This window comes from Erythrobacter sp. HI0063 (genome assembly GCF_001635685.1).
GTDB lineage: Bacteria > Pseudomonadota > Alphaproteobacteria > Sphingomonadales > Sphingomonadaceae > Qipengyuania.
Window position 1 is genome coordinate 11,839 of record NZ_LWFF01000110.1, and the last position, 23,132, is coordinate 34,970.

Here is a 23,132-nt window from a genome sequence, read left to right on the forward strand (position 1 = left end):
GCATTGCCCGATACGAGCGCCTTATCATAGAGGGCCCCTATTCGGACACATGTCTGAATCCGTTTTCATGCGATCGGGACGCCCTCCGGCCTCCCGCATATGAGGGGATTGCAATGTCTTATCGCTTCACCAAGGCCTCCTTGCTGACCGGCACCATCATGGCGGGTGCCATGATGGCCGCTCCGCTGGCGGCTCAGACTACCGCCACCAACAACACCGATGACCTGACCGATCAGGAGCCCGCCCTTCAGGCCGCTCCCGATGAAGCCGAAGGTCTGATCGTTGTCACCGGTTCGCGCATCGCGCGCCGCAACGTCGAAACCGCAGCTCCGATCGCCGTCGTCAACGACGAGGAATTCCAACTCTCCGGTACGGTCAACGTCGAAAACGTGATCAACACCCTGCCGCAGGTTGTTCCGGGTACGACGTCGTTCTCGAACAATCCCGGTAACGGTACCGCCACGCTGAACCTTCGTGGTCTCGGCTCGGCTCGTACTCTGGTGCTCGTTAACGGCCGTCGCTGGCTGTCGTACGACACCGCGCAGGTCGTCGACTTGAACACGATCCCGTCCTTCCTGCTTGACGGCGTCGATGTCGTGACCGGCGGTGCATCTGCGGTTTATGGTTCGGACGCGCTCTCCGGCGTCGTCAACTTCCGCCTTCGTCAGGTCGAAGGTATCGAAGTTGGCGGACAGTATTCGCTTACCGAGCGTGGCGATGGCCGTCGCTATGAAATTCATGGTGCTATCGGCACCAGCTTCGCCGACGGACGTGGCTCGGCCACCGTCTACGGTGAATACTACAATCGTGATTCTGTGTTCCAGGGCGATCGCGGCTTTTCGAACTTTGCTCTCGGCGGCGAAACCTTCGGTGAGAACCAGCAGCAGTTCGGTTCCTCGACGCTCCCGAATGGCGTGATCCGTTACTTCGGGGACGGCAATCGTGCCGGAACCGAATTCGCGGCGAACCGCGCGGTTGTGTTCGATGACACGCCCGGCCAGTTCCGTACCCGCGCTGGCGACACCTATAACTACGCACCCGTCAACTACCTGCAGCTGCCGCAAGAGCGTTACCTGATCGGTGGTTATGCCGATTACGAAATCGGCGGCGGTCATCGTGCGTATACGGAAGTCACCTACGTCAACAATCGCGTGGCGCAGGAACTGGCGGCGACGCCTGTCACCGGAACCTTCACCGTCAACCTGGCGACCGTTCAGCCGTTCCTGTCTGCGGAAGACTTCGCGCAGCTGGTCCAGCTCAATGCGACCGAAACCGATGGCGATCCCGACAATATCGACCTCTTCCTGCAGCGCCGCACGGTCGAAACCGGTTCGCGTAACAGCCTCGACGAGCGTAACGCCTTCCGCGTGCTCGGCGGTGCAACCGGCCCGATCGGATCGTACCTGGACTACGACGCGTACTACATGTTCTCGCGTACGCGGAACGCCAACGTCCAGCAGGGCAATATCTCGCGCTCGGCTTTCCAGCGTGGCCTCGACGGTACGGATCCGGCGATCAACATCTTCGGCCCGGGCACCCTTACGCCCGCAGCCGTCGACCAGATTTCGATCCTGGCACAGAACGGCGATATCTCGACCCAGCAGGTCGTCAACGCCGCCATCTCCGGCACGCTCGGAGATTTCGCCCTCGGCACTGCCGAACCGGTCGCTTTCGCCATCGGTACGGAATACCGCAAGGTGACGTCGGAATTCATTCCCGACACCGCGCTGGCTTCGGGCGATGTTATCGGCTTCAACGCCGGTGAAGCGACCCAGGGCGAATACGACGTCAAGGAAGTCTTCGCCGAGCTCAACATCCCGGTCGAGTTCGGCAGTGCCCGTCTCGAGCTTTCGGGTGCGGCGCGTTACTCCGACTACTCGCTCGACGCAGTCGGTGGCGTGTGGACCTACGCCGGTGGCGTCGAATTCGCTCCGATCCGTGATGTGATCCTGCGTGGTCAGTATCAGCGTGCGGTTCGCGCTCCGAACGTGGGCGAACTGTTCGGCGGTCAGGCGATCGGCTTCCCGGGCGCGACCGATCCGTGCACCACGGCGGGCGCAACGTCCGGCGGCCTGCGCGATATCTGTCTTGCCAACGGTGTTCCGGCAGGCAGCCTCGGCGATCCGGCCATTCAGCTGAACACGCAGATTCCTTCACTCTTCGGTGGTAACCCCGCCCTGGAAGAAGAAACCTCGACCAGCTACACCTTCGGTGTCGTGCTCCAGCCGTCCTTCGTTCCGGGCTTCACGCTCACGGCGGACTACTTCAACATCGAAATCGAAGACGCGATCACCACGATCTCGCTCGCTCAGAGCTTCGACCTGTGCTTCAATCAGGTCCAAGATCCGGATAGCGGCGTCTGCGGTCCGTTCTTCGGCAATGGCCCGATCCGCAACAGCGCCGGCGTCATCACCGAAGCCAATCCGCCGCTGCTTGGCGGTCAGAACATCGCTTCGTTCGAAACGTCGGGCATCGACCTTGAAGTCAGCTACAGCACCAGCGTGCCGTTCTCGATCTTCACGGATACGGGCGAGCAGGACTTCAACATCTCGTTCCTGGGTACCTGGACCGAAAGCTTCGACTTCCTGGCGTTCCCGGGTGCGGACCTGCTCGAGTGTGAAGGTCAGTTCGGTGCGAATTGCGGCGAACCGCGGCCGACCTTCAAGTGGACGTCGCGTGCCTCGTTCATCGATGGTCCGCTGACCACCTCGATCCGCTGGCGGCACCTGTCGTCGGTTGCGGACGACGATGACAGTGTCGATTATGCAGCCTTCAACGGCGTCGAAGAAATTCCGGCCTACGATCTGTTCGATCTGACCTTCTCGTTTGCCGCTTCGGAACGTGCGACGTTTACCTTCGGTGTGAACAACATCTTCGACGAACTGCCGCAGACGCCGACCTTCAACGGCATCTTCGTCTCCAGTGAGAACGATGGCACGTTGCTGGGCGACAACCAGGAGCAGGCGAACACCTATCCGAGCACCTATGACGTGCTTGGCCGCGACTTCTTCGTTTCGGCGAACTTCAAGTTCTAAGAAACGGGAAGCGCAAGCTCCACGAACAAAGAGGGGCGGCGGACTTCGGTCCGCCGCCCTTTTTTGTGTCATCGAGCCAAAATCAGACCGCCAAGCCGGGTCTGGTCCTGAGCATGCCGGTTGGTTCAGGCTTTGGTCAGCACCACAAAATCAGCAAAGGCGTTGCCCGTCTCGTCTTCGATCGTCTTGGCATCGACCAGTTCTATGCCGGTCGATGCGAAGCGATCCTCGATCGTCTGGCGATCGTCGGCCACGGCGCTAGCGCGGATCAGGGCCTTTATGCGGCCGATCTCGTTTCCTGCCTGCGCCTCGATCGCGTTTAGCGTGTCGAGTACGAATTGCCGTCCCGCGCGCGCGCCCATCAGCAGAGTGCGTCGAACGGCCTCGGGGATTTCCCATGCGGGTGAACTCTCACCAAACTGCTCCAGCCCTTTTTGGGCGGTTTCGGTCGCATAGGGCAGGGCAGGCGAAAGGTCGGACCCAGTGCCGATCGACTGACGCGTCTTCGCCACAATCGCCTTTTCCTCTAACGCCCATTCGAGCTGGGCCCGCCGAGTGCGGTTATGCGCGACGATCGGCCCGTCCCCACGGTGCATCATCAGCCCGATCCTTCCGCCCGGCTTGAGCACTCGCGCGATCTCGGTCGCGACGCGGGCGGTGTCCCCATATTCGAACCCGAACTGGCTGGTCACCACATCGAAGCTCGCAGCCTCGAATGGCAGCTCCTCCATCGGCACCCGACCGCGCACCGTAACGCCCGGCGGGGCCGGGGGCAGGCTGGGTGCCAGATCGACCCCGTGGCATTCCAGATCGGCACGGTCCGCGCCGATCCATGCGGGTACGCGGCCGTCGCCGGTCGCCAGATCGAGCAGTTTGGCATTTTTCGAGATCTGGGCTGCGAAAGCCTGCCAGGCCTTTTTCTGTGCCTGTTCAATGGCCTGCCGGCTATGCGGGAGGCAGCCGGATGATCCACCGCGCGCGTTCTGTTCCCAGAACATGTTCCACGCCGCCTGTTCGCTTGCCTGCGCCATATCGTTCTCCCCCATATGCGGTTCTCGGGCCGCTCAGTTTGACGGCCCCTTGTCGCGCGGCACGCCATCGAAGGCGACCGTAATCCGTTCGGCCCTGTCGAAGGGCGTGGTGCCATGAAAGAGATAGCTGGGAAACAGCGCCAGCCGGCCTGGTTCGGGCTGGATCGTCGCTATGGGGGGAAGGTCGAGGCGTATGTCGGGCGGCGGGCGGCCGAGTTCGAGCCAGCCGCTTGTATCTGGCCCATGCGCATCGTCCGGCACGACGAGATAGAGCGCGGACGAGATTACGCCTTCCGGGTGGATATGCGCGATGTGAAAATCGCCTCCTCCGGTCAGCCGAACCGACCAGGATCCGGCGAGAGCGAAACCGGCATCGCGGTGGCGAAGGAGCGGATGTTCGGGATCCGCTTCGGGCAGGCCCTGTCGATAGCGTTCGACCGCGCCTTCGACAGCTTGGCGCAGTTCCGCGAGAGCCGGCTCGGTGCGATCGAACAAGCGCCCGCGTGTCTGCGTACCGCCTCTCAGCGATTGACCGAGCGGGAGGGGAGAACTTTTGTGAAGATCGCGCAGGACCGCGACGGCGCGTTCGATCAGATCGTCGGCCCCGCCAAGGGGGAGCGGTCGGATCGTTTCGTCGGGACGATAGAGCCATTCCGCCCGCGGATCGTCCGAAAGGCGCCAGGCGAGGCCGCGCAGGGCCCACCCGCTGACGCTCCACGGCGTTTCCTCCTCGGCTCGGTCGAGCAGAGCGTGGGCGCGGCTGACGTCTATGAGGCGCAGAGCGTGCCGTGCTTCCTGCAACCAGCGTTCGCTCGTCTCCGAATCCAGCGCGGCAAACAGGGCTTCGGCGCGCTCATCGTCTCCGCCCGACGCGGCGTAGCTCGCTTCGAGCAGAGCGAGCGAGGGATCGTTTGGAAAGCGGCGGCGCGCTTCGGTCGCGATGTCTGCGGCTTGCGTGAAGCGATCGTGGACCGCGAGCAGGTTTGCGTGCGCGACGGGGATGGCAGGGTTGTCCGGCGCGCGGGCGGCGGCTTCCGCGTAATGCTCGGCGAATTCGGGGCGTCCCTGCGCGAGGTTCAGCTGCGCCATCAGGCGCAGGCCGTCCATCCAGCCGGGGGCCTGTGCCAGGATCTGCTGGACGAGGTCGCGCGCGCCCGCCACGTCTCCCGCCACGTCCAGCGCTTGCGCCTTTCCAAGCCAGAGATCCGCATCGCGCGGATTGGCGGCGAGCGCGCGATCGAAGCGGGCCACTGCATCCCCTTCTCCGCGCTCGATCGCGATGCGCGCCCTTCCGTGCAGGGCGCGGGGATGGTTCGGCTGAAGGGCGAGGCAGCGATCGTAGGATCGACCGGCCTGCGCCGCCATGCCCGCCGCGCGCTCCGCATTGGCGCGCACCGACCAATAGCGCGCGATCCGCTCTCCAGAAGTCTCGAGCGGATGCAATATTCGCACTGCCTCGCGCGGTCTGCCGAGCGCCGTCAGAGCGATGGCACGGTTGACGGCGAAATCGGTGTTATCGGGAGCGAGCGCCAGAGCGGCCGCGAACCTTGCCTCCGCCAGCGCATACTCGCCGAGCCGCTGGGCCAGCGAACCGGCATCGTTGATAAGAGCGGCGTCGCGCGGATGGTCTGCGACGGCCTGCGCGATCACGGCGAGCGCCTCTGCCCGCTCGCCCCGCCGTTCCGCGGCTCCGGCCTGTTCGAGCCATTGCCGCGGGGATTGACTGCTCACTGGTCGCGGAACCAGCCGCTGATCGCGATCCGGCCCTGCGGCGCGAAAGGGGGAACGAAACTGACCGCGTGATGCTGGGGCACGGCGAACAGGTTGAGCGTGTTGAAGCGCGGCATATAGCCTTCGATCACGTCTCCATCGTCGTCGAAGAACAGCAGATAACCGCCCCAGTCGGGCCGCCATTCCAAGGCTGTCATGTTGAGCACATAGGCGATGCGCCACCCTTCCTCGAGCTGCTGGTCCTGATGCAGGCCGAGGAAGTGTTGCGGGCCGAACAGGGTCGCCTGCCCATCCGCCTTCTTCAATTCTGGAATGCGCGTGACCTGACGCACCAGTTCGAGAAAGGGTTCGGTGTTGATATATTCGATCAGCACATCGTGCAGCCCGCCGGGATTCCACCCCTCCTGATAGGCCCTGACCATGGGATAGCGGGCGTAGCGGAAGGAGTAATGCCCCTTCGCCGCCGCTTCGTGAACCTCCTTGTTGAGCGCCTGAGCACGCTGGGCGTGCGCTTGCTGGCGCAGTTCCTCCACCCGGAAATCCTGCGGTTCGCCATCCGCCGCCTGCAACGCCATGCCCCACGGGGTGGTCTGGGCCAGAGCCGCGCGCAGGGCCTCGGCCGTCGGATCGGTCAGCACGTTGCGGATCTGAATCCGGCGGTTGCGGGCGAATTCTTCGGCGAGACCTGCCGTATCCAGTGTGCCGTTGACTTCGAAAATGTTGATCGCTTCGCTCATGGCGTGATGACTAGGGCGGGCGCCGCGCCAATTGCAAGCACCGGGTGGCACGAGCGCCCTCACGATAGGAAACCGGATCGGCAACTTGACGCTTACGTAAGCCTCCCATAACCCGGTCCTGAAAAGCAACGCGTTCCGAAGCGCGACGAGGAGAGAGATCGATGCCCGAAGCCTATATCGTCGAAGCCGTCCGTACTGCCGGGGGCAAGCGTGGAGGGCGGCTCGCAGGGGTTCACCCGGTCGATCTCGCCGCCGTCTCGCTCGATGCGGTGATGGAGCGGACCGGGCTGGAAGCCAAGGCGGTCGACGATGTCGTCATGGGCTGCGTCAGCCAGGGCGGCGAACAGGCCATGCAGGTCGGGCGCAATGCGGTGCTGGCGGCCAAGCGGCTGGGCGAAGGCGTGCCTGCCGTCACGATCGATCGCCAGTGCGGGTCTTCGCAACAGGCGATCCAGTTCGCCGCGCAGGCCGTGATGAGCGGAACGCAGGATGTCGTGATCGCGGCGGGCGTCGAAAGCATGAGCCGCGTGCCCATGGGATCGACCGCGATGCTGCATATGAAAGAGGGGCTGGGCCACTACAAATCGCCGGGGCTCGAAGACAAATATCCCGGCATCCAGTGGAGCCAGTTCACCGGCGCGCAGATGATCGCGGACAAGCACGGGTTCTCGAAGGACCAGCTCGACGCCTTTGCTCTGGAAAGCCACCAGAAGGCGATCCGGGCCACCGAAAGCGGCGCGTTCGAAAAGGAAATCGTCGGCGTCGAGATCGAGACGCCGGAGGGCGAGGCCTGCCACTTGGTGGACGAGGGCATTCGTTTCGACGCCACGCTGGAAGGGATCGCGGGCGTCAAGCTGCTGAGCCCGGACGGCAAGATCACGGCGGCGAGCGCCAGCCAGATCTGCGACGGGTCGAGCGCGGTCATGGTCGTGAGCGAGCGTGCGCTGAAGGAATATGGCCTCACCCCGCTCGCGCGCATTCACAATCTGACGGTGACGGCGGGCGATCCGGTGATCATGCTGGAAGAACCCCTGTTCGCGACCGATCGCGCGCTGGAACGTGCCGGCATGCGGATCGAGGATATCGACCTGTACGAGGTCAACGAAGCCTTCGCCCCCGTGCCGCTCGCTTGGCTGAAGCATACCGGCGCGGACCCGGACAAGCTCAATGTCCACGGCGGCGCGATCGCGCTCGGCCATCCGCTGGGCGCGTCGGGCACCAAGCTGATGGCGACGCTGGTCCACGCGCTGCACCGCCACGGCAAGAAATACGGGCTCCAGACGATGTGCGAAGGCGGCGGTGTCGCCAATGTCACCATCGTCGAGGCGCTCTGACCCCGTTACACCCGAATTTTTCGAGAGATAGAGAGGACTACCCCATGGAAATCAGCAGCAACACTCCCGCCGTCGTCACCGGTGGCGCGTCCGGCCTCGGCGAAGCGACGGCGCGCGCCATCGCGGCGAAGGGCGCCAAGGTCGCGATCTTCGACATGAACGAGGAAAAGGGCGAAGCGGTCGCGAAGGATATCGGCGGCATCTTCTGCAAGGTGAACGTCACCAGCGACGAGGATGTCGATGCCGGTTTCGCCAAGGCGCGCGAGGCCCACGGGCAGGAGCGTATCCTGGTCAATTGCGCAGGGATCGGCAATGCGATCAAGACCGCCAGCCGATCGAAGGAAGACGGCAGCATCAAGCATTTCCCGCTCTCCGCCTTCGATTTCGTGATCCAGGTGAATCTGATCGGCACCTTCCGCTGCATTGCCAAATCGGCGGCGGGCATGCTGACATTGGACCCGCTGAGCGAGGACGGAGATCGCGGCGCGATCGTCAACACCGCGTCTGTCGCGGGTGAAGACGGGCAGATGGGCCAGGCCGCCTATGCCGCGTCGAAGGGCGGCGTGATCGGCATGACCTTGCCCATCGCACGCGACTTGATGAGCGAGGGGATTCGGGTGAACACGATCCTGCCCGGCATCTTCAACACCCCGCTGATGAACGCCGCGCCGCCGCAGGTGAAGGAGGCGCTGGCCGCCAGCGTCCCGTTCCCCAAGCGTCTGGGCAATCCCGAGGAATACGCCAAGCTCGCGCTGACCATGCTCGAATGCGGCTATTTCAACGGCGAGGACGTGCGCCTCGACGGCGCGATCCGCATGGCGCCGCGTTGATGCGACCATCCCCGCCGGACACGGTCCGGCGGGGAGACACTCTCTGAAGGACCGGACGATGACAGACTACACCCAGATCAAGCTCGATATCGCCGACGGGATCGCGACGCTGACGCTGCATCGCCCGGACAAGATGAATGCCTTTACCCGCACGATGATGGACGAGATGATCGATGCCATCGACGTGACGGACGCGGACGACAGCGTGCGCGCCGTGATCGTCACCGGCCATGGCGATCGGGCGTTCTGCGCGGGCGCGGACCTGACGCCCGAAGGCAGCAGCGGCAATATCTTCGCGCGCCACGATCCGGTCGAGGACCTGTCCGACGAGCGAGTGCGCGACGGGGGCGGGCGGGTGGTGCTGCGCCTGTTCAATTCGCAAAAACCCCTGATCGGCGCCTGCAACGGCGTGGCGGTGGGCGTCGGCGCGACGATGCAATTGCCGTTCGACATCCGGCTGGCGAGCGAGACCGCGCGCTTCGGCTTCGTATTCTCCCGGCGCGGGATCACGCCCGAAGCCTGTTCCAGCTGGTTCCTGCCGCGCCTCGTGGGGATGCAGACCGCGCTCGAATGGTGCATGACCGGGCGCATATTCTCCGCTCAGGATGCGCTGGACCATGGGCTCGTCCGTTCTCTCCACGCCCCCGAAGACCTGATGCCTGCCGCCATCGAACTGGCGCGCGAGATCGCGGACAACACCTCCGCCGTCTCGGTCGCGATGACCCGCGCGATGTTGTGGCGCCTGTCGTCCACCGAACACCCGATGATGGCGCACCGGATCGACAGCCGCTCGATCTACCGCCTCGGCAAAAGCGCGGATTCGAAGGAAGGGGTCGCCAGCTTCCTCGAAAAGCGTCCGCCCGACTATCCCGATACGGTCAGCGCGGACATGCCCGATTTCTATCCGTGGTGGGACGAGCCGGAATATAGATAGTTGCGATTGCGACGGCCTTGCGCTTGCGCGGGCGAATTGTAGGACGGGTTCATGCCCGACAAATCTCCTTCGCCGCACACCTCGCAGCGGCTCGCCGATTTCCTGCCCTATCAGCTCTCCATTGCGTCCAACGCGGTGTCGAGCCGGATCGCCGAACAATATCGGCGCCGCTTCGCGCTCAAGACCACCGAATGGCGGATCATGGCGGTACTCGGCGATAGCGGCCCGCTGACCCAGCGCGACCTGTCGCAGATCACGTTGATGGACAAGGTGCCGGTCAACCGGGCCTGCAAGACGCTGGAGAGCCGCGCCCTTGCAGAGCGCAAGCCGAATGCCGCCGACGGGCGCTCGCACCTGCTCGAACTGACGGCGGAGGGGCGGGCGGTCCATGCACGGATCATGCCGCTGGCGCTCGACATCGAACGCGAACTGTTCTCCGCCCTCGACGAGAGCGAGCGCGAGCAGTTGAAATCCATGCTCCTGCGCCTGCGCGAAGCGGCGGGCGACTTCGACGCCGCGGCGCTGGAGGACTGAGCCCGCGTCTGCGGTCGCTTATTCGAACGCTGCAGTGATCGAACAGGCCGCCGGGCCGAGAATGACGATGAACAGCACCGGCAGAATGAACATGATCAGCGGCACGGTCATGATCGCAGGCAGGCGCGCGGCCTTTTCTTCCGCGCGCATCATGCGCTCGTTGCGGAACTCGGCGGACAGCACGCGCAGCGCGGACGCGAGCGGAGTGCCGTAGCGTTCGGTCTGGACCATGGTGGTCACCACACCCTTCACCGCTTCCAGATTCACGCGGAAGGCGAGATTGTCGAACGCCTTCTTGCGTTCGTTGAGGAAAGACAGTTCGATCGCGGTAAGGGCGAATTCGTCGCCCAGTTCGGGATAGGCGCGGCCCAGTTCCTTGGCCACGCGATTGAAGGCGGCATCGACGGTGAGGCCCGCCTCGGCACAGATCACGAGCAGGTCGAGCGCGTCGGGAAGACCTTTGCGGATGGCGTCGGTACGCTTGGTCGCCTTGTTCTTCAGGAACAGTTCCGGGCCCTTATAGGCGAGGAAGATGACCAGCGCGAGCGCGCCCACCCGCTTCATCTGCCAGTCGGGATAGATTTCGACCATGTAGAGCATCACGAAGGCGAAGCCGCCGACGACGATCGGCAGAATGGCGCGCAGCGCGATCAGGATGACCGCGACTTCCTGGTTGCGATATCCCGCCCAGGCCAGCTTCTGCTGCATTTCGCGGACCTGCGAATCCTGCAGCACCTTCATGCGGCCGAGCTGTTCCTTTACCTTTTCGGTGGTGTCGGACTTGCGCGTCAGGCTCTGGCGTTTCTTTGCGGTCGCGGTGACGACCCCGGCCTTCAGCTCCTCGCGCCGGGCGTTGAGCGCCTTGACCCGCTTCGACATCGGATCGGTAATCGTGACGGCCGTGTAGATCGCGAACAGCACGGCCATCGCGGCGACGGCGGCCAGGATCGAGCCCACGACCATGATGTCGACACCGAGAAGCGTAGGGCCAGCAGGGCTTTCCATGATCTCGTCCCGTTCTGCGCGATTAGATTTCGAAGCTGACCATCTTGGCCATGATGAACACGCCGATCGACATCCAGACGAGCCCGCCCATACCGATCACGATCAGAGTTTCGTTTTCGAAGAAGGTGCCGATATAGCCCGGATTGATCCACCAGATCAGGACGAAGACGATGAAGGGCAGGGCGCCGACGATATAGGCCGACGCTTTGGATTCCGAACTCATCGCCCGGATCTTGAGCTTCATCTGCGCGCGCTTGCGCAGCACCTCGGCCAGGTTGGCGAGCGTTTCGGCGAGGTTGCCACCCGTTTCCCGCTGGATTGCAAGCGTGATGCAGAAGAAGTTGAATTCCGGGATGCCCAGCCGATCGGCGGTCTGCTGGAGAGCATCCTCCATCGTGCGACCGATCTTGATACGCTCCACGACGCCGCGAAATTCCTCGCCCACTGGCCCAGGAACTTCCTGCGCGACGACGGACAGAGTCTCCGTAACGGGAAGACCGGATCGAAGGCCGCGCACCAGCAGATCGATGGCGTCGGCGAATTTGGCGTTGAAGGCCGTCGTGCGCTTCTTGATCGCGCGATTGACGATGAAATGCGGGACGCCCGCACCGAACAGAAGGCCAACCCCCAGCGCGAGCGGGAGCGCGCCGGTGCGCAGAAACAGAAGCAGGGCGATCACCAGACCCAGGCCGATCGAGGCATAGGCATATTGCGTCAGCGTCCAGCCCTTACCCGTCCGGTCGAGCCGCAAGGCCAGGGCATCCACCCGCGACGTCGATCCCGCGATCACCTGCCGCGTGGGGCGCCGCGAGGCGATGGCCTTCTTCAGCTGCGACTGGACCTTCGCATCCGTGCTTTCCGAATGGCGGAAACGCAGCTGTTCGAGCCGCCGCTGCGAGGCTTTGCTCGGCGACGGGCCGACGAAGGCGTAGCCCGCGATCCCGAACGCCGCCATCGCTCCCACGAGCAAGAGGGCCAGCTGCATCATGTCCATGCCGTGTCTCCGTCCGAAGCGATTGCGGATCTCGTGAAGCTGCGGCCCGTTATTCCGCCGTGGCGGGTACGGGCTTGGTCTTCTTGGCGAGCAGGGATTTCAGATCGAAGCTGCCGAGCAGCGATTTCTTCCCCGCATGCGGAGCGTCCTCGCCTTGCGCATCCTCTTCGCTCGCACCGATGATCCGCTCTCCGAGAGCCTTGATCACGCTGGCCGGTTTGCTCGTCGCATTGGCCTCGATGAAGGCCTGGCCAAGCTTGGCGGCATTGGCGGCGGTCTTCTGATCGAAGGGAATGCTGAAATCGATCGGGCGCTCGATCGAAGCTTCGAAATCGGCCTTGCTGATTTCCAGTGCGCCGGTCTGGACCTTGTTGGCGACCACGATCGGGACCGCGTGCGCCGCATAGCTCTTGAGCCAGGACAGGATGCGGATCGCATCGCGGGCCGAGGCCAGCGTCATTTCGACTGCCACCACCACCACGTTAACCTCGTTGAGCAAGTGGGGATAGGTGATCAGCATCGAACGCGGCAGGTCGATCACCGACATCTCGAAGGCCTGGCGGAATTCCTCCTCCAGCTGGAGGAAGGCGGCTCCATCGGTCATCAGCGGCGCGTTGATCGGCGCTTCGGCGGACAGGATCGAGAGATTGTCGTGCGCGCGGATCATGGCGCGTTCGATGAACAGCCCGTCGATGCGGCTCGGATTGTCGATGGCATCGGTAAGCCCGCGACCCGGTTCGAGATCCAGTGCCAGCGCGCCCGTGCCGAAATGCACGTCGAGGTCGAGCAGCCCGGTCTGGAGGTTCTTCTTGGAAGCGAAATACCAGCTGAGCGAAGTGGCGAGAGTGGAGGCGCCGACACCGCCGCGCATTCCGACCACCGCGGTGGAGACGTGGTTGTGGGCCGCATCGGGATCGTTCGCCTTGGGGGCGTTGAAGGACGCCTGAGCCTGTGTCAGCGCATCGCGCAGAGTGTTGGCCGACAAGGGCTTCAGAAGGTAATCGTAGATACCGCTTGCCAGCAGATCGCGATACAGGCGCACATCGTTGACCTGACCCATCGCGATCACGATCGTTCCAGGCTCGCAGACCTCCGCCAGCGAGTTGATATCGTTGAGCGGATCGCCGCTTTCCGACAGATCGACCAGCAGGATATTGGGGCTCGCGCTGACCGACAGCGACTGGATCGCGTTGCGCAGGCCGCCCTTGTTGCACTTTTCGGGTGCCCAGCCGAGCTCGATCACCACCGGACGCAGCGTGTCGAGCGCGGTTTCGTCGCACACATAGGCGGCGAAGGGGGTGCGGTCGCCGTTGGGATTGACTTTCCAGGGTGCGTTCACGTCAGTTCCCTCCGGTGGTAGGCTGTTCGGTCAGGCCTTCGGATCCCGTGGGTGCGGCTTCGCGATAGGCATCGATCGCCTTGGTCGAGGTCAGCAAAACGGTTTGTCCCGTACCACGCTTGCCCTGCACCAGATCCTCGGGATCGGCGATCATGGCTGCGATATTGCCGTTGGTGGCGCAGCCATAATTGGGATTGGTTGCGTTCGCATCGTTCCCTTCGGCCGTGTGCGACCAGTCGGGACAGCCGGGAACGGACGCGACGGAGCGGGTCAAAATCACGCGCGCCTGGCCCGGTGCGAGCGCCCCCGCCGTCACCGGCGGCGCTTCGGAAAGCAGCAGGCCATAGCGACCTGCCAGCGCCGCGACATCGTCACGCACGCCGTAGGAGCTGGTGGGATCGTCGATGGCGACACGATCGCCATAGCCGAGTTCCATCGTCTCGAACCAACTGGCAAGGCGGCGTTGTTCCGAAATCGGCAAGCCGTCACCGGTGGTGGCGACGTCGAGCGCGAAGTTGGTCCGTTCGACGACCGGCTGTTTCACGCTATAGAGCGAGCGATTGTCCGTGTTCACCGTGCCCGCGCACGCGCCCAGAGCGAGCGCCAGGGTGGCGGCGAGTGGTGCCCCGATCCGCGTGAACGGGCGGGACAGGAAATGGGAAGGCATGATCGGTCCCCTCACTTGAAGCTGAAGCCGGGCTTGGCGGATGCGCTCTTTTCCCGGTTGCGCGGATCGTAGGACTGCGCGAGCACGGGCTCGGCCTCGACCTTGCGCGAAATGGCGGGATTTGCCGGAGCTGCGGGCACTGCCGACGGTTCCGGACGCGTTCCGCCCGTCACCCCATCGGCGTCGCGATATTGCAGGATGCGCTGGTTCTCGGTGGGCTTGAGATAGCCATCCGTCGGCAGGCGAACATCGGCGGCGTTCATCGGCTTCACCAGATAAGGCGTCACGATGATCACCAGCTCGGTCTCGCCGCGCCGGAAATTGGTGGACCGGAACAGATTGCCCAGGATCGGCACGTCACCGAGGCCGGGCGCCTTTTCGATCGCGTTCTGCGAGAAATTGGACAGCAGGCCGGCGATCATCATACTCTGGCCCGAGCCGAGTTCGATGGTGGTTTCGGTACGGCGCGTGATCAGTGCGGGCACCTGATACCCGTTGAGATTGACCGATCCCTGGCTCGTGAGTTCCGACACTTCGGGTCGCACGCGCAGCGAAATGCGGCCATTGGCGAGCACCGTGGGTGTGTAGGAAAGGCTGACGCCGTAATTCTTGTACTGGACGGTGGTGGTACCGAGGCCTTGGCTGAGCGGGATTGGAAATTCGCCGCCAGCAAGGAATTCGGCGGTTTCGCCCGACAGTGCTGTCAGGTTCGGCTGCGAGAGGGTCACGGCAAGGTTCTGCGTTTCGGCAAGGTCGATCGCGGCGCCGATGTCGAGTCCGAGAAATTCGCCGGCCAGACCTAGAGTGGTTCCCTGGCCGATCTTGGTGACGAGTGAACCGCCGTCGGGTGCCTCTTCGAAGTTGACGCCGAAACCTGCGGGGCTTCCCGGAGTGTATTGCGGGAAGGTGCCCTGGCGGCCCTGGCCCACGCCGAACTGGAAGCCCTGCGTGCTATCGACCGTGGCGAGGTTCACGCCCAGCGAGCGCACGACGCTGCGGCTGACTTCGGCGATGCGCACTTGGAGATTGACCTGCAGGGGCGTCGCCATGCGCAGGCGGCTGATGACGTTGGTGTTATCGCCCACGAAGGCTTCAACCAGATCCTGCGCTTCCGCGGCATCTTCCGGGGCAGCGACGGTGCCGGTCAGCAGCACGGTGTTATTGCCCATGGTCGCGACCGCAATCTTGGCTTCGGGCATGGCGAGGGCCAGCATCTGGTCGATGCTGCCGATGTTCGATCCCACCCGGACATTGGCCGACCAGATGATGTCGCCACGCGAATTGCTGGCGTAGATCGTGGTCTCTCCACCGCCGACCCCGAAGACGTACAGCGCGCGTTGCGATTTGAGCTGCACGTCCGCAATCTCGCTATTGGCGACGAAGACGTCGGCCATGGCGCCGGGTACGTTGATCAGCTCGCCGCGGCCGATCGACAGGACGATATCCTGCGAAGGGCGCACCACCGTCTGGGCGTTTGCCATTGTGGCGGGCGCGGCGGCGGCCACCGGTGCGAGCGCCAGTCCGGCCATGACCGCCTTGGGCCAGACGGTCGGCAGCACTTTGTTGAAGATACGCGGTTTCATGGTTGCAAGCCCCCTGATGGCTTCGCCTGATATACGGTCGGAATTGAAGCGGCTCATCGCGTGCCAGCCCCGGCAGGCATGGCCTGGCCGTTCTTGTCGATTCCCACGGCGTCGGTCTGTGTGCCGCGCATGATGCGCACCTGCGGTCCGGTCGGTCTGGCGGGCTCTGCGCTCACCACCGTCTGCACGGGCCCGGTGACGCCCATCTGCTGGGGCGCCGGGTTGCGCGCGACCTGCGGCGGAATTGTCGAGCGCTGGAAGCGCGAGACATCGCCGCCGGTCGAGAACGAGCCGATCTTGTCGTTCGGTCGGGCCATCGCACGGCGGAGCAGGCGCTCTTCCTGTTCGGGCGTCGCATCGTCGGGGATCGAGATATCGCCCGAAGCCAGCGCGCTTTCGAGGTCGGACTGGTTATCCGTCAGCGAACGCAGCGACAGGCTGAGCTGGCCGATGGTTTCCGCAACCGCGATCTTTTCGGCCATCTTGGGCGTAACTTCGAGCGTGACGGTGCGCGATTCACGCACCACGGTCTTGCCGTTCTCGGTCTCCTGCGAGGTCGACTGATCGGTGGCGAGCACGCGCAGATTGCGCATGATGGTTTCCGACGCCTTCAGCGCCGCGCCCTCCACGCCGGCCACTTCCTGCGTCAGCATGATGTCCACCCTGTCGCCCGGAAAGACGAAGCCTGCGACGCCCGTCTGCGCGGAGACGGGCACGGTGATGGCCCGCATCCCCGGGCTGAGAGCCGCGGCGAGGAAGCCGCGATCGCCGGGGCTCACGAGCGAGCCCTGCGTGACCGGCTCACCTGCGGTGATCGGATGGCGCACCACGGTGCCCAGCAATTTCGCAAGGTCCGACTCGCCTTCGAGGAAATAGGCGTCGGCCACCATTTCGGCAGGCCAGGACTGGAAACCGATCGATTCGGCGGTGATGATCGTGCCTGCGGGCAGGGCGCGCTGGGCAACCAGCACTTTCGGCCCGGTCGGAACGACGGGCGCCGCCTGCGCCTGCGGCGCGGAAGCGCCTGCGAACATGCTCCGCGCGACCATTGCCGTGCCGACCGCGATGATCAGCGCGACGAGCAGCAGAACCAGTTTCTTCCTGTCCATGGCTTGATAAGCCCCCTTCGATGGCCCGCGCCCGGATGGCGGGCAGGTATGGTTTTCCGGCTTAAGGGTGAGTGGTTAACATCGCGTATTCAGGCCGTGAGCGCGGGGCCGCCGGAAACCACCGCCAGATCGCTGGCGATGATCCACAGCCCCGCGATCGCGATGGCGAGCCCGTAGGGCACCTGGATGCGGCGAGCGTGGCGCTTGATGACGCGCAAGGAAACGAGTGTGGCGACCAGCAGCACGAGCGAAGGCGCAAGCGCGACGACAAGCGCTCCGGCAAGGCCGCTGGCGCCGAAGCTGCGCAGGCCGGGCGGCATGGCCAGCCCGCCGAGGAGCATGGTGCCGATCGCAAGAGCGATGACGAAACAGACGCTCAACACGATCATGTCGCGGCTCAGCCCGCCGCCGCTCGACGCGCAAACGCGCCAGGCGGCCATGCCCATGGTCAGCAGCCAGCCGATGATCGCCATCATCACGACGAGGGCGGGGAGGCGATCGAACGGGATCCACAGAGCGAGCGCGCCGAGCAGCTTGACGTCGCCGCCACCCATCTGACCCAGAACGAAGAACAGGTAACAGACTGCGAAGACACCGAAACCGGCGGCGATCTGGATGGCGATGCCGGGCCATGGTGCAAGGCCGCTGCTCCACCAATACAAGGGCGCTGCAAGCGCGATGGAGAGCGTCAGCCAATTGTAGATGCGGCGGCTCTTGAGGTCGGTGGCGATCGCGATCAGCAGCGCGATTGCCAAGCCCCCGAGCAGTCCGTAATGCGCGATCTGATGTAGCGTCGTACCCACAGGGCCCCCTTTCGATGGGCCGTGCTACAGGGTGCGGCTTACCAAACGGTAACCATACCAAAGGACGCGGGCGATCACTCGAAGCGCATCATCCGACCCGATCGATCGGCGAACGATCCCGAACGCGGCGCGCGAGGCGGTGTGGACCGCGCCCGATGGGCACGAGGTGCGGCGGATCGACTGGCCGCTCGACGATGACGCGGCGCGCGGATCGATCCTGTTCTTTCCCGGGCGCGGGGATCATTACGAGAAATATCTCGAAACGCTGGAAGAATGGCACCGGGCGGGCTGGCGCGTCACGGCGGCGGACTGGCGCGGCCAGGCAGGCTCGGGCCGGTTGGGCGGCGATGCGACGACGGGCCATGTCGAAGATTTCCAGGTCTGGCTGGACGATCTGGCGGCCTTCTGGCGGGCCTGGAAAACGGCAACGCCCGGCCCCCACGTGCTCGCCGCGCATTCGATGGGCGGGCATATCGTCCTGCGCGCCGCGGTCGAACATCTGGTCGATCCCGATGCGGTGGTCCTGTCCGCGCCCATGCTGGGCATGGCCGGGCCGCCTTTGCCGCCAAGCATTCTCCAACCCATCGCCAAGCTGATGACGCTGATCGGCGATCCCGCGCGTCCGGCCTGGAAATGGAGCGAGAAGCCCGGCGAAATGCCGACCCGGCGGCGCGACCTCCTGACCCATGACGACGATCGCTACGAAGACGAACTCTGGTGGCGCGAGCATCGCCCCGAGCTGGTGATGGGGCCGGGCAGCTGGCGCTGGGTCGAACGCGCCTATGCCTCCACCATAGCGCTGTTCGAGCACGGCCGCCTCGAACGGCTCGCCGTGCCCGTCCTGATCGTGGCGACATCGGACGACAAGCTGGTCTCCCACTCCGCCATCAAACGGGCAATCGCGCGGTTGCCCAAGGGCGAGCTGGCCGAATTCGGGCCCGAGGCGCGGCACGAAATCCTGCGCGAGACCGATAGCGTGCGCGGCAGGGCGATGGACGCGATCGGCGAGTTTCTCGATCGCGTAGTACCCGTATCCGCACCCCAACCGGCCCAGTGACGGTTTACGATTTCGCCATCGTCGGCGCCGGCATGGCGGGCGCAAGCCTTGCCGCAGAGCTGGCCGAGCATGCCAGCGTCCTGCTGCTCGAAGCCGAAGATGCGCCCGGTTATCACGCCACCGGACGTTCCGCCGCATTCTGGGAGGAATGCTATGGCGGGCCGGAAATCGTGCCGCTGACGCTCGCTTCCGGCGATTACCTCAGAGAGCAAGGCTTTCTCGACCGGCGCGGCGCGCTGTATGTCGGGCGCGAGGGCGAGCGTGGCGCGCTCGATGCGTTCATGGACCGCTTCGGCGATACCGGCGCGACGATCGAGCGGCTGGAACGCCACGCGCTGGCCGAGCGGATACCGGGCCTGCGGAGCAAGTGGACCGGCGCGGTGTGGGAGCCTGCCTGCGCCGATATCGACGTTGCCGGACTGCACGCCCATTATCTGCAACACGCCAAAACGCGCGGCGTCGATCTTCGTACCAGAGCCCGGATTGCGCAGGTCGAGCGTGAGGATGGAGTGTGGACCCTTGCCTCCGAAAGCGGCGAGCAATTCCGCGCCGCCACGCTCGTCAATGCGGCGGGGGCTTGGGCCGATCGGCTGGCCGAAGCCGCCGGCATTCGCCCGCTCGGCATACAACCCTTGCGCCGGACGGTCGTCCAGTTGCGGGTCGATCCCGCCCCGCCATCCGACATGCCGCTGGTGCTCGATATTTCGGGGCGCTTCTATTTCAAGCCCGAGGCCGGACGCGTCTGGCTGAGCCCGCATGACGAGGAGCCGAGCGAGGCTTGCGATGCGGCGCCCGAGGAACTGGCGGTGGCCGAAGCGATCGACCGGTTGCAGGGCGTGGTCGATTGGCGGGTCGAGGCGGTCGAGCGCCGCTGGGCGGGCCTCAGAAGCTTCGCGCCCGACCGGCGGCCGGTCTATGGCTACGATCCGCGCGTCGAGGGCTTCGCCTGGTTCGCGGGGCAGGGCGGGTTCGGCATTCAGACCGCGCCCGCTGCCGTTCGCCTCGCATCGCAGCTCCTGCTCGGGCTGGAGCGGGATGCGATGACCCGTTCTCTGGATGCGAGCCTCTACGCGCCGGAACGCTTCGGCTAGCGCCTTTCAGCCGCCCTGAAAGGTTTCGGCCGCGTCGCTCGCCAAGCGGTCCACGCGTTCGTTTTCGGCATGGCCCGAATGGCCCTTCACCCAATGCCATTCGACCCGGTGCCGGTCCGTCAGCGCGATCAGTTCATGCCAGAGATCGGCGTTTCGCACCGGCTTCTTGCTGGCATTGATCCAGCCGCGCTTCTTCCAGCCGTGGACCCACTTGGTGATCCCGTCGATGAGGTATTTGCTGTCGGTATAAAGATCGACCTCGCACGGTTCGATCAGCGCTTCCAGCCCACGGATCGCGGCGGTCATTTCCATGCGGTTGTTGGTGGTATCGGGCTCGCCCCCCGACATTTCCTTTTCGTGTGGGCCGAGCCGCAGCAGCGCGCCCCAGCCTCCGGGGCCGGGATTGCCCTTGCAGGCGCCATCGGTGAACAGGTCTACGCGTTTCATCTTCGGGGCTCTTAGCGCGCTCTCGCCCTCAGGCGAAAGCCTCTTGGCCAAGATCGCGATAGGTGTTCCATCGCCGCACGAAGTCCATCGGATCCTTGCGGATGACGAGTGCGCCCGCAGGCGTTTCGATCCAGTCCTGCGCGCGGCTGGCGACGAAGCGCAGGCAGGCGCCTTCGGCCAGCAGGGGAAGCGCATCGCGCTCACGCGGTCCGAGCGGGCGCACCGATTCGTACCCGCCGACGAGCGCATGGCCCAGCGCGGCATCGAAGCGGCTTCCGTCCTTGGAAAAGCACCAGGCGGCGTGCGTCACGGCGAGATCGTAAGCCATCGTATCGTGGCAGGCGAAATAGAAGTCGATCAGGCCGCTGACCCGGTCGCCCAGCATCAGGACGTTGTCGGGAAAGAGATCGGAATGGATGATGGATCGCGGGAGATCGCTCGGCCAGGCTTCCGCTACGGCGCGGGCGCGGGGCAGCACTTCGGGCAGGTCGGGGTCGATCTGCGCGAGCGCGGCGCTACCGCACGATTCCAGCGTGGCGGAGTTTTCTTGTGGCCCCAGATCGTTGACGCGCGAGCCGGGAAAAGCCTGCGCCGCGGCATGCATTCGCGCCAGGGCCACGCCGACGGCGCGGGCCTGAGCGGCGCTGGGCGCGGTGGGCGAAACGCCGGGCAGAAATTCGATCAGCGCCACCGCCTTGCCCTCGACCATACGGAAGCTTGCGCCCTCGCCGTCGTGAATGGTGCGCGGTACCGGGCAGTCGGCGGCGGAAAGATGATCGAGCAGGTCGAGGAAGAAGGGCAGGTCCGCCGTTTCGATGCGGCGTTCGTACATGGTGAGGATGAAGCGCGCGCTTTGCGCGGAGTCCTTCCTCGGGCCGCCATCCTTACCCGAGGTCTCGATCAGCCAATTGCTGTTGGACACACCCTCGGCGATGCCTTTGGCCGACACCAGATCGCCGACATCGTAGGCGGCGATAAGCTCCGCCAGCCGCTCGGTGCCGAGATCGGTATAGACCGCCATGCGTCCGCCGCCGCCTGCTCAGTCGAGCAATTGCCGGGGCAGCTTGAAGACCATCTTTTCTTCGGCGGCCATGATCGTGGTCTCTTCCACCGTGCGCCATTCGCCGAGCCTGTCGACCACTTCGCGCACCAGCAGTTCGGGCGCGGAGGCGCCGGCCGTGAGCCCCAGCGTCCCGACGCCTTCGAGCCATTCCGGATCGATATCCGATGCGCGCTGGATCAGGTAGGCATCCGTCCCCAACCGCTCGGCCACTTCGACCAGCCGCAGCGAGTTCGACGAATTGGGCGCGCCGATCACCAGCACCAGATCGCTGCCCGGCGCGATTTTCTTGACTGCGGCCTGGCGATTGGACGTGGCATAGCAGATGTCTTCCGCCTTGGGGCCGGAGATATCGGGGAAACGCCGTTCCAGCGCGGCGATCACATCCGCCGTATCGTCGACCGACAAGGTGGTCTGGGTGAGATAGGCCAGCTCGGTCCCGGCGGGAAAATCGAGCTTCGCGACATCGTCCACCGTTTCGACCAGCGTCATCTGCCCGTCTTCGACCTGGCCCATCGTGCCGATCACTTCGGGGTGGCCTTCGTGACCGATGAAGATGATGTGCCGATCCTTTTCGATCTGGCGTTCGGCCTGGCGGTGCACCTTGCTGACCAGCGGGCAGGTGGCGTCGACATACAGCATTTCGCGCCGATCGGCTTCGGCGGGCACGGATTTGGGCACGCCATGCGCGCTGAACACCACCGGTGCACCATCGGGCACCTCGTCCAGTTCCTCGACGAAGACCGCGCCCTTTTCGCGTAGCGCATCGACCACGTAGCGATTGTGGACGATTTCGTGCCGGACATAGACGGGCGCGCCGTATTTCTCGAGCGCGCGCTCCACGATCTCGATCGCGCGATCGACTCCGGCGCAGAATCCGCGCGGGGCGGCGATCAGCAACGCCAGCGGCGGCTTGTCCTGTGAGTCGGGCGAAGATGCGGAGAGGGGGCTTGGGTGCAAGGGGGCGTTCATAACCCGACCCCTAGCGCTTTGTGCGCGCCCTCGCTAGGGGAAGCGCTTTCTCGCGGGCTCCGGTCCGCTGCCTTCGTATTGACCCAATTTGCCAGGGACGTTCCAGCTCATGACCTCGCGCTCCAGCCTGTTCTCGATCCTCGCTCTCGGTATCGCTCTTGCGGGCTGCCGTTCGGAAGGCGAGCTGGTGCTCGACCAGGGCGTCGGCATCACGGCGGTGCGCACCGCCTGCCCCGCAGTGGGCGTGCCCGATTTTACCGGCGACATCACCACCTTCCGCAGCCCGAATTCGCGCCTCGCCAGCGATATCGACGTGACCGCCGCGATCACCAATGTCCGCTCGACCTGCAATGAAAGCGGCGACCGGGTCTATAGCGAGGCAAGCTTCGACGTGGTCGCCCGCCGGACCGATACGAGCGCGGCGCGCCAGGTTACGCTGCCCTATTTCAGCACCGTCCTTCGCGGCGGCAGCGCCATCGTGACCAAGCGGGTCGGCAGCGTGACGCTGAATTTCCCGGCAGGCGCGGAGCGCGCGCAGGCCAGCGCGAAGGCCGGGGCCTTCGTCGATCGTTCGGAAGCCACTCTGCCCGACGATATCCGCCGTCAGATCACGCGCCGCCGCAAGCCGGGCGACCCCGACGCCGCGCTCGACCCGCTGGCCGATCCGGCGGTGCGCGCGGCAGTGCAGCGCGCCACGTTCGAATTGCTGATCGGCTTCCAGCTGACCGAACAGCAACTGGCCTACAACGCTACGCGCTGAGCCGATCGGGGCCTCGCGCTCCGGCCATTCGACACGCGACACTGGTTGCCGCGCGGGCACCGCGCGGCCATGGACGATT

21 protein-coding genes are annotated in these 23,132 nt (G+C 64.9%); 8 read left to right on the forward strand and 13 right to left on the reverse strand.

Translation table 11 applies throughout. The features are described 5' to 3' along the window. Window positions 1–113 precede the first annotated feature (113 nt). A complete protein-coding gene (locus tag A3736_RS04845) occupies window positions 114–3,035 on the forward strand; it encodes a TonB-dependent receptor domain-containing protein (RefSeq protein WP_067679911.1) in 2,922 nt (973 codons plus the stop codon). 125 nt (window positions 3,036–3,160) lie between these two features. On the opposite strand, the gene A3736_RS04850 is transcribed toward A3736_RS04845, so the two are convergent. Genes A3736_RS04850 through A3736_RS04860 form a run of 3 tightly spaced genes read right to left on the reverse strand, consistent with a single transcriptional unit; the run spans window position 3,161 to window position 6,534 of the window. Further along, window positions 3,161–4,066 carry a class I SAM-dependent methyltransferase gene (locus A3736_RS04850; protein WP_197465495.1) on the reverse strand — a complete coding sequence of 302 codons (906 nt, stop codon included), beginning with the start codon at window positions 4,064–4,066 and terminating at the stop codon, window positions 3,161–3,163. Between the two features lie 33 nt (window positions 4,067–4,099). After that, on the reverse strand, window positions 4,100–5,797 hold the full coding sequence (locus A3736_RS04855; RefSeq protein ID WP_067679917.1) for a tetratricopeptide repeat protein: 1,698 nt from the start codon (window positions 5,795–5,797) through the stop codon (window positions 4,100–4,102). Next, window positions 5,794–6,534, reverse strand: coding sequence for a 2OG-Fe(II) oxygenase family protein (locus tag A3736_RS04860; RefSeq protein WP_067679920.1), 741 nt, complete (start codon window positions 6,532–6,534; stop codon window positions 5,794–5,796). The genes A3736_RS04855 and A3736_RS04860 overlap by 4 nt, the downstream gene beginning before the upstream one ends. Before the next feature lie 161 nt (window positions 6,535–6,695). On the opposite strand from A3736_RS04860, the gene A3736_RS04865 reads away from it, so the two are divergent. The 4 genes from A3736_RS04865 to A3736_RS04880 are packed head-to-tail and all read left to right on the forward strand — an operon-like array spanning window position 6,696 to window position 10,166. Beyond that, window positions 6,696–7,868 (forward strand): acetyl-CoA C-acetyltransferase, encoded by a 1,173-nt coding sequence (locus tag A3736_RS04865; RefSeq protein ID WP_067679923.1) that lies wholly within the window; start codon window positions 6,696–6,698, stop codon window positions 7,866–7,868. A gap of 44 nt (window positions 7,869–7,912) precedes the next feature. Next, complete coding sequence (locus A3736_RS04870; protein WP_067679925.1) at window positions 7,913–8,698, forward strand: SDR family NAD(P)-dependent oxidoreductase; 786 nt, start codon at window positions 7,913–7,915, stop codon at window positions 8,696–8,698. 58 nt (window positions 8,699–8,756) lie between these two features. Next, window positions 8,757–9,632: a crotonase/enoyl-CoA hydratase family protein gene (locus A3736_RS04875; protein ID WP_067679928.1), complete on the forward strand. Its 876-nt coding sequence runs from the start codon at window positions 8,757–8,759 to the stop codon at window positions 9,630–9,632. A 51-nt stretch (window positions 9,633–9,683) separates the two neighbouring features. Continuing rightward, complete coding sequence (locus A3736_RS04880; protein WP_067679931.1) at window positions 9,684–10,166, forward strand: MarR family winged helix-turn-helix transcriptional regulator; 483 nt, start codon at window positions 9,684–9,686, stop codon at window positions 10,164–10,166. Between the two features lie 18 nt (window positions 10,167–10,184). On the opposite strand, the gene A3736_RS04885 is transcribed toward A3736_RS04880, so the two are convergent. The 7 genes from A3736_RS04885 to A3736_RS04915 all read right to left on the reverse strand — a co-directional run bounded on the left by A3736_RS04885 (window position 10,185) and on the right by A3736_RS04915 (window position 17,666). Continuing rightward, window positions 10,185–11,171 carry a type II secretion system F family protein gene (locus A3736_RS04885; protein WP_245173894.1) on the reverse strand — a complete coding sequence of 329 codons (987 nt, stop codon included), beginning with the start codon at window positions 11,169–11,171 and terminating at the stop codon, window positions 10,185–10,187. A 22-nt stretch (window positions 11,172–11,193) separates the two neighbouring features. Continuing rightward, entirely contained in the window at window positions 11,194–12,165 is a 972-nt protein-coding gene (locus A3736_RS04890; RefSeq protein ID WP_067679937.1) for a type II secretion system F family protein, read from the reverse strand. Window positions 12,166–12,214: 49 nt separating this feature from the next. Further along, complete coding sequence (locus A3736_RS04895) at window positions 12,215–13,504, reverse strand: pilus assembly protein CpaE (RefSeq protein ID WP_067679940.1); 1,290 nt, start codon at window positions 13,502–13,504, stop codon at window positions 12,215–12,217. Between the two features lies 1 nt (window position 13,505). Further along, window positions 13,506–14,171 (reverse strand): CpaD family pilus assembly protein, encoded by a 666-nt coding sequence (locus A3736_RS04900; protein WP_067679992.1) that lies wholly within the window; start codon window positions 14,169–14,171, stop codon window positions 13,506–13,508. An 11-nt stretch (window positions 14,172–14,182) separates the two neighbouring features. Continuing rightward, window positions 14,183–15,754, reverse strand: coding sequence for a type II and III secretion system protein family protein (locus A3736_RS04905; protein WP_067679995.1), 1,572 nt, complete (start codon window positions 15,752–15,754; stop codon window positions 14,183–14,185). A gap of 53 nt (window positions 15,755–15,807) precedes the next feature. Then, complete coding sequence (gene cpaB / locus A3736_RS04910) at window positions 15,808–16,863, reverse strand: Flp pilus assembly protein CpaB (RefSeq protein WP_067679943.1); 1,056 nt, start codon at window positions 16,861–16,863, stop codon at window positions 15,808–15,810. An 89-nt stretch (window positions 16,864–16,952) separates the two neighbouring features. Continuing rightward, the gene (locus tag A3736_RS04915) at window positions 16,953–17,666 is read right to left on the reverse strand and encodes a prepilin peptidase (protein ID WP_082851318.1); all 714 of its coding nucleotides are present in this window, start codon (window positions 17,664–17,666) and stop codon (window positions 16,953–16,955) included. A 139-nt stretch (window positions 17,667–17,805) separates the two neighbouring features. On the opposite strand from A3736_RS04915, the gene A3736_RS04920 reads away from it, so the two are divergent. Continuing rightward, window positions 17,806–18,723 (forward strand): alpha/beta fold hydrolase, encoded by a 918-nt coding sequence (locus A3736_RS04920; RefSeq protein WP_233999235.1) that lies wholly within the window; start codon window positions 17,806–17,808, stop codon window positions 18,721–18,723. After that, on the forward strand, window positions 18,720–19,814 hold the full coding sequence (locus tag A3736_RS04925) for an FAD-binding oxidoreductase (RefSeq protein ID WP_082851319.1): 1,095 nt from the start codon (window positions 18,720–18,722) through the stop codon (window positions 19,812–19,814). Before A3736_RS04920 ends, A3736_RS04925 begins: the two co-directional genes overlap by 4 nt. Window positions 19,815–19,820: 6 nt before the next feature. Here A3736_RS04925 and rnhA read toward each other — a convergent pair whose 3' ends face one another. Genes rnhA through ispH form a run of 3 tightly spaced genes read right to left on the reverse strand, consistent with a single transcriptional unit; the run spans window position 19,821 to window position 22,293 of the window. Then, window positions 19,821–20,261, reverse strand: coding sequence for a ribonuclease HI (rnhA, locus tag A3736_RS04930; RefSeq protein WP_067679953.1), 441 nt, complete (start codon window positions 20,259–20,261; stop codon window positions 19,821–19,823). A gap of 28 nt (window positions 20,262–20,289) precedes the next feature. After that, entirely contained in the window at window positions 20,290–21,282 is a 993-nt protein-coding gene (gene thrB, locus A3736_RS04935) for a homoserine kinase (protein WP_067679956.1), read from the reverse strand. 18 nt (window positions 21,283–21,300) lie between these two features. Beyond that, the gene (gene ispH, locus A3736_RS04940) at window positions 21,301–22,293 is read right to left on the reverse strand and encodes a 4-hydroxy-3-methylbut-2-enyl diphosphate reductase (RefSeq protein ID WP_067679959.1); all 993 of its coding nucleotides are present in this window, start codon (window positions 22,291–22,293) and stop codon (window positions 21,301–21,303) included. A 109-nt stretch (window positions 22,294–22,402) separates the two neighbouring features. Here ispH and A3736_RS04945 point away from each other — a divergent pair, with 109 nt between their 5' ends. After that, window positions 22,403–23,053: a hypothetical protein gene (locus A3736_RS04945; RefSeq protein ID WP_067679962.1), complete on the forward strand. Its 651-nt coding sequence runs from the start codon at window positions 22,403–22,405 to the stop codon at window positions 23,051–23,053. The last annotated feature ends 79 nt before the right edge of the window (window positions 23,054–23,132 follow it).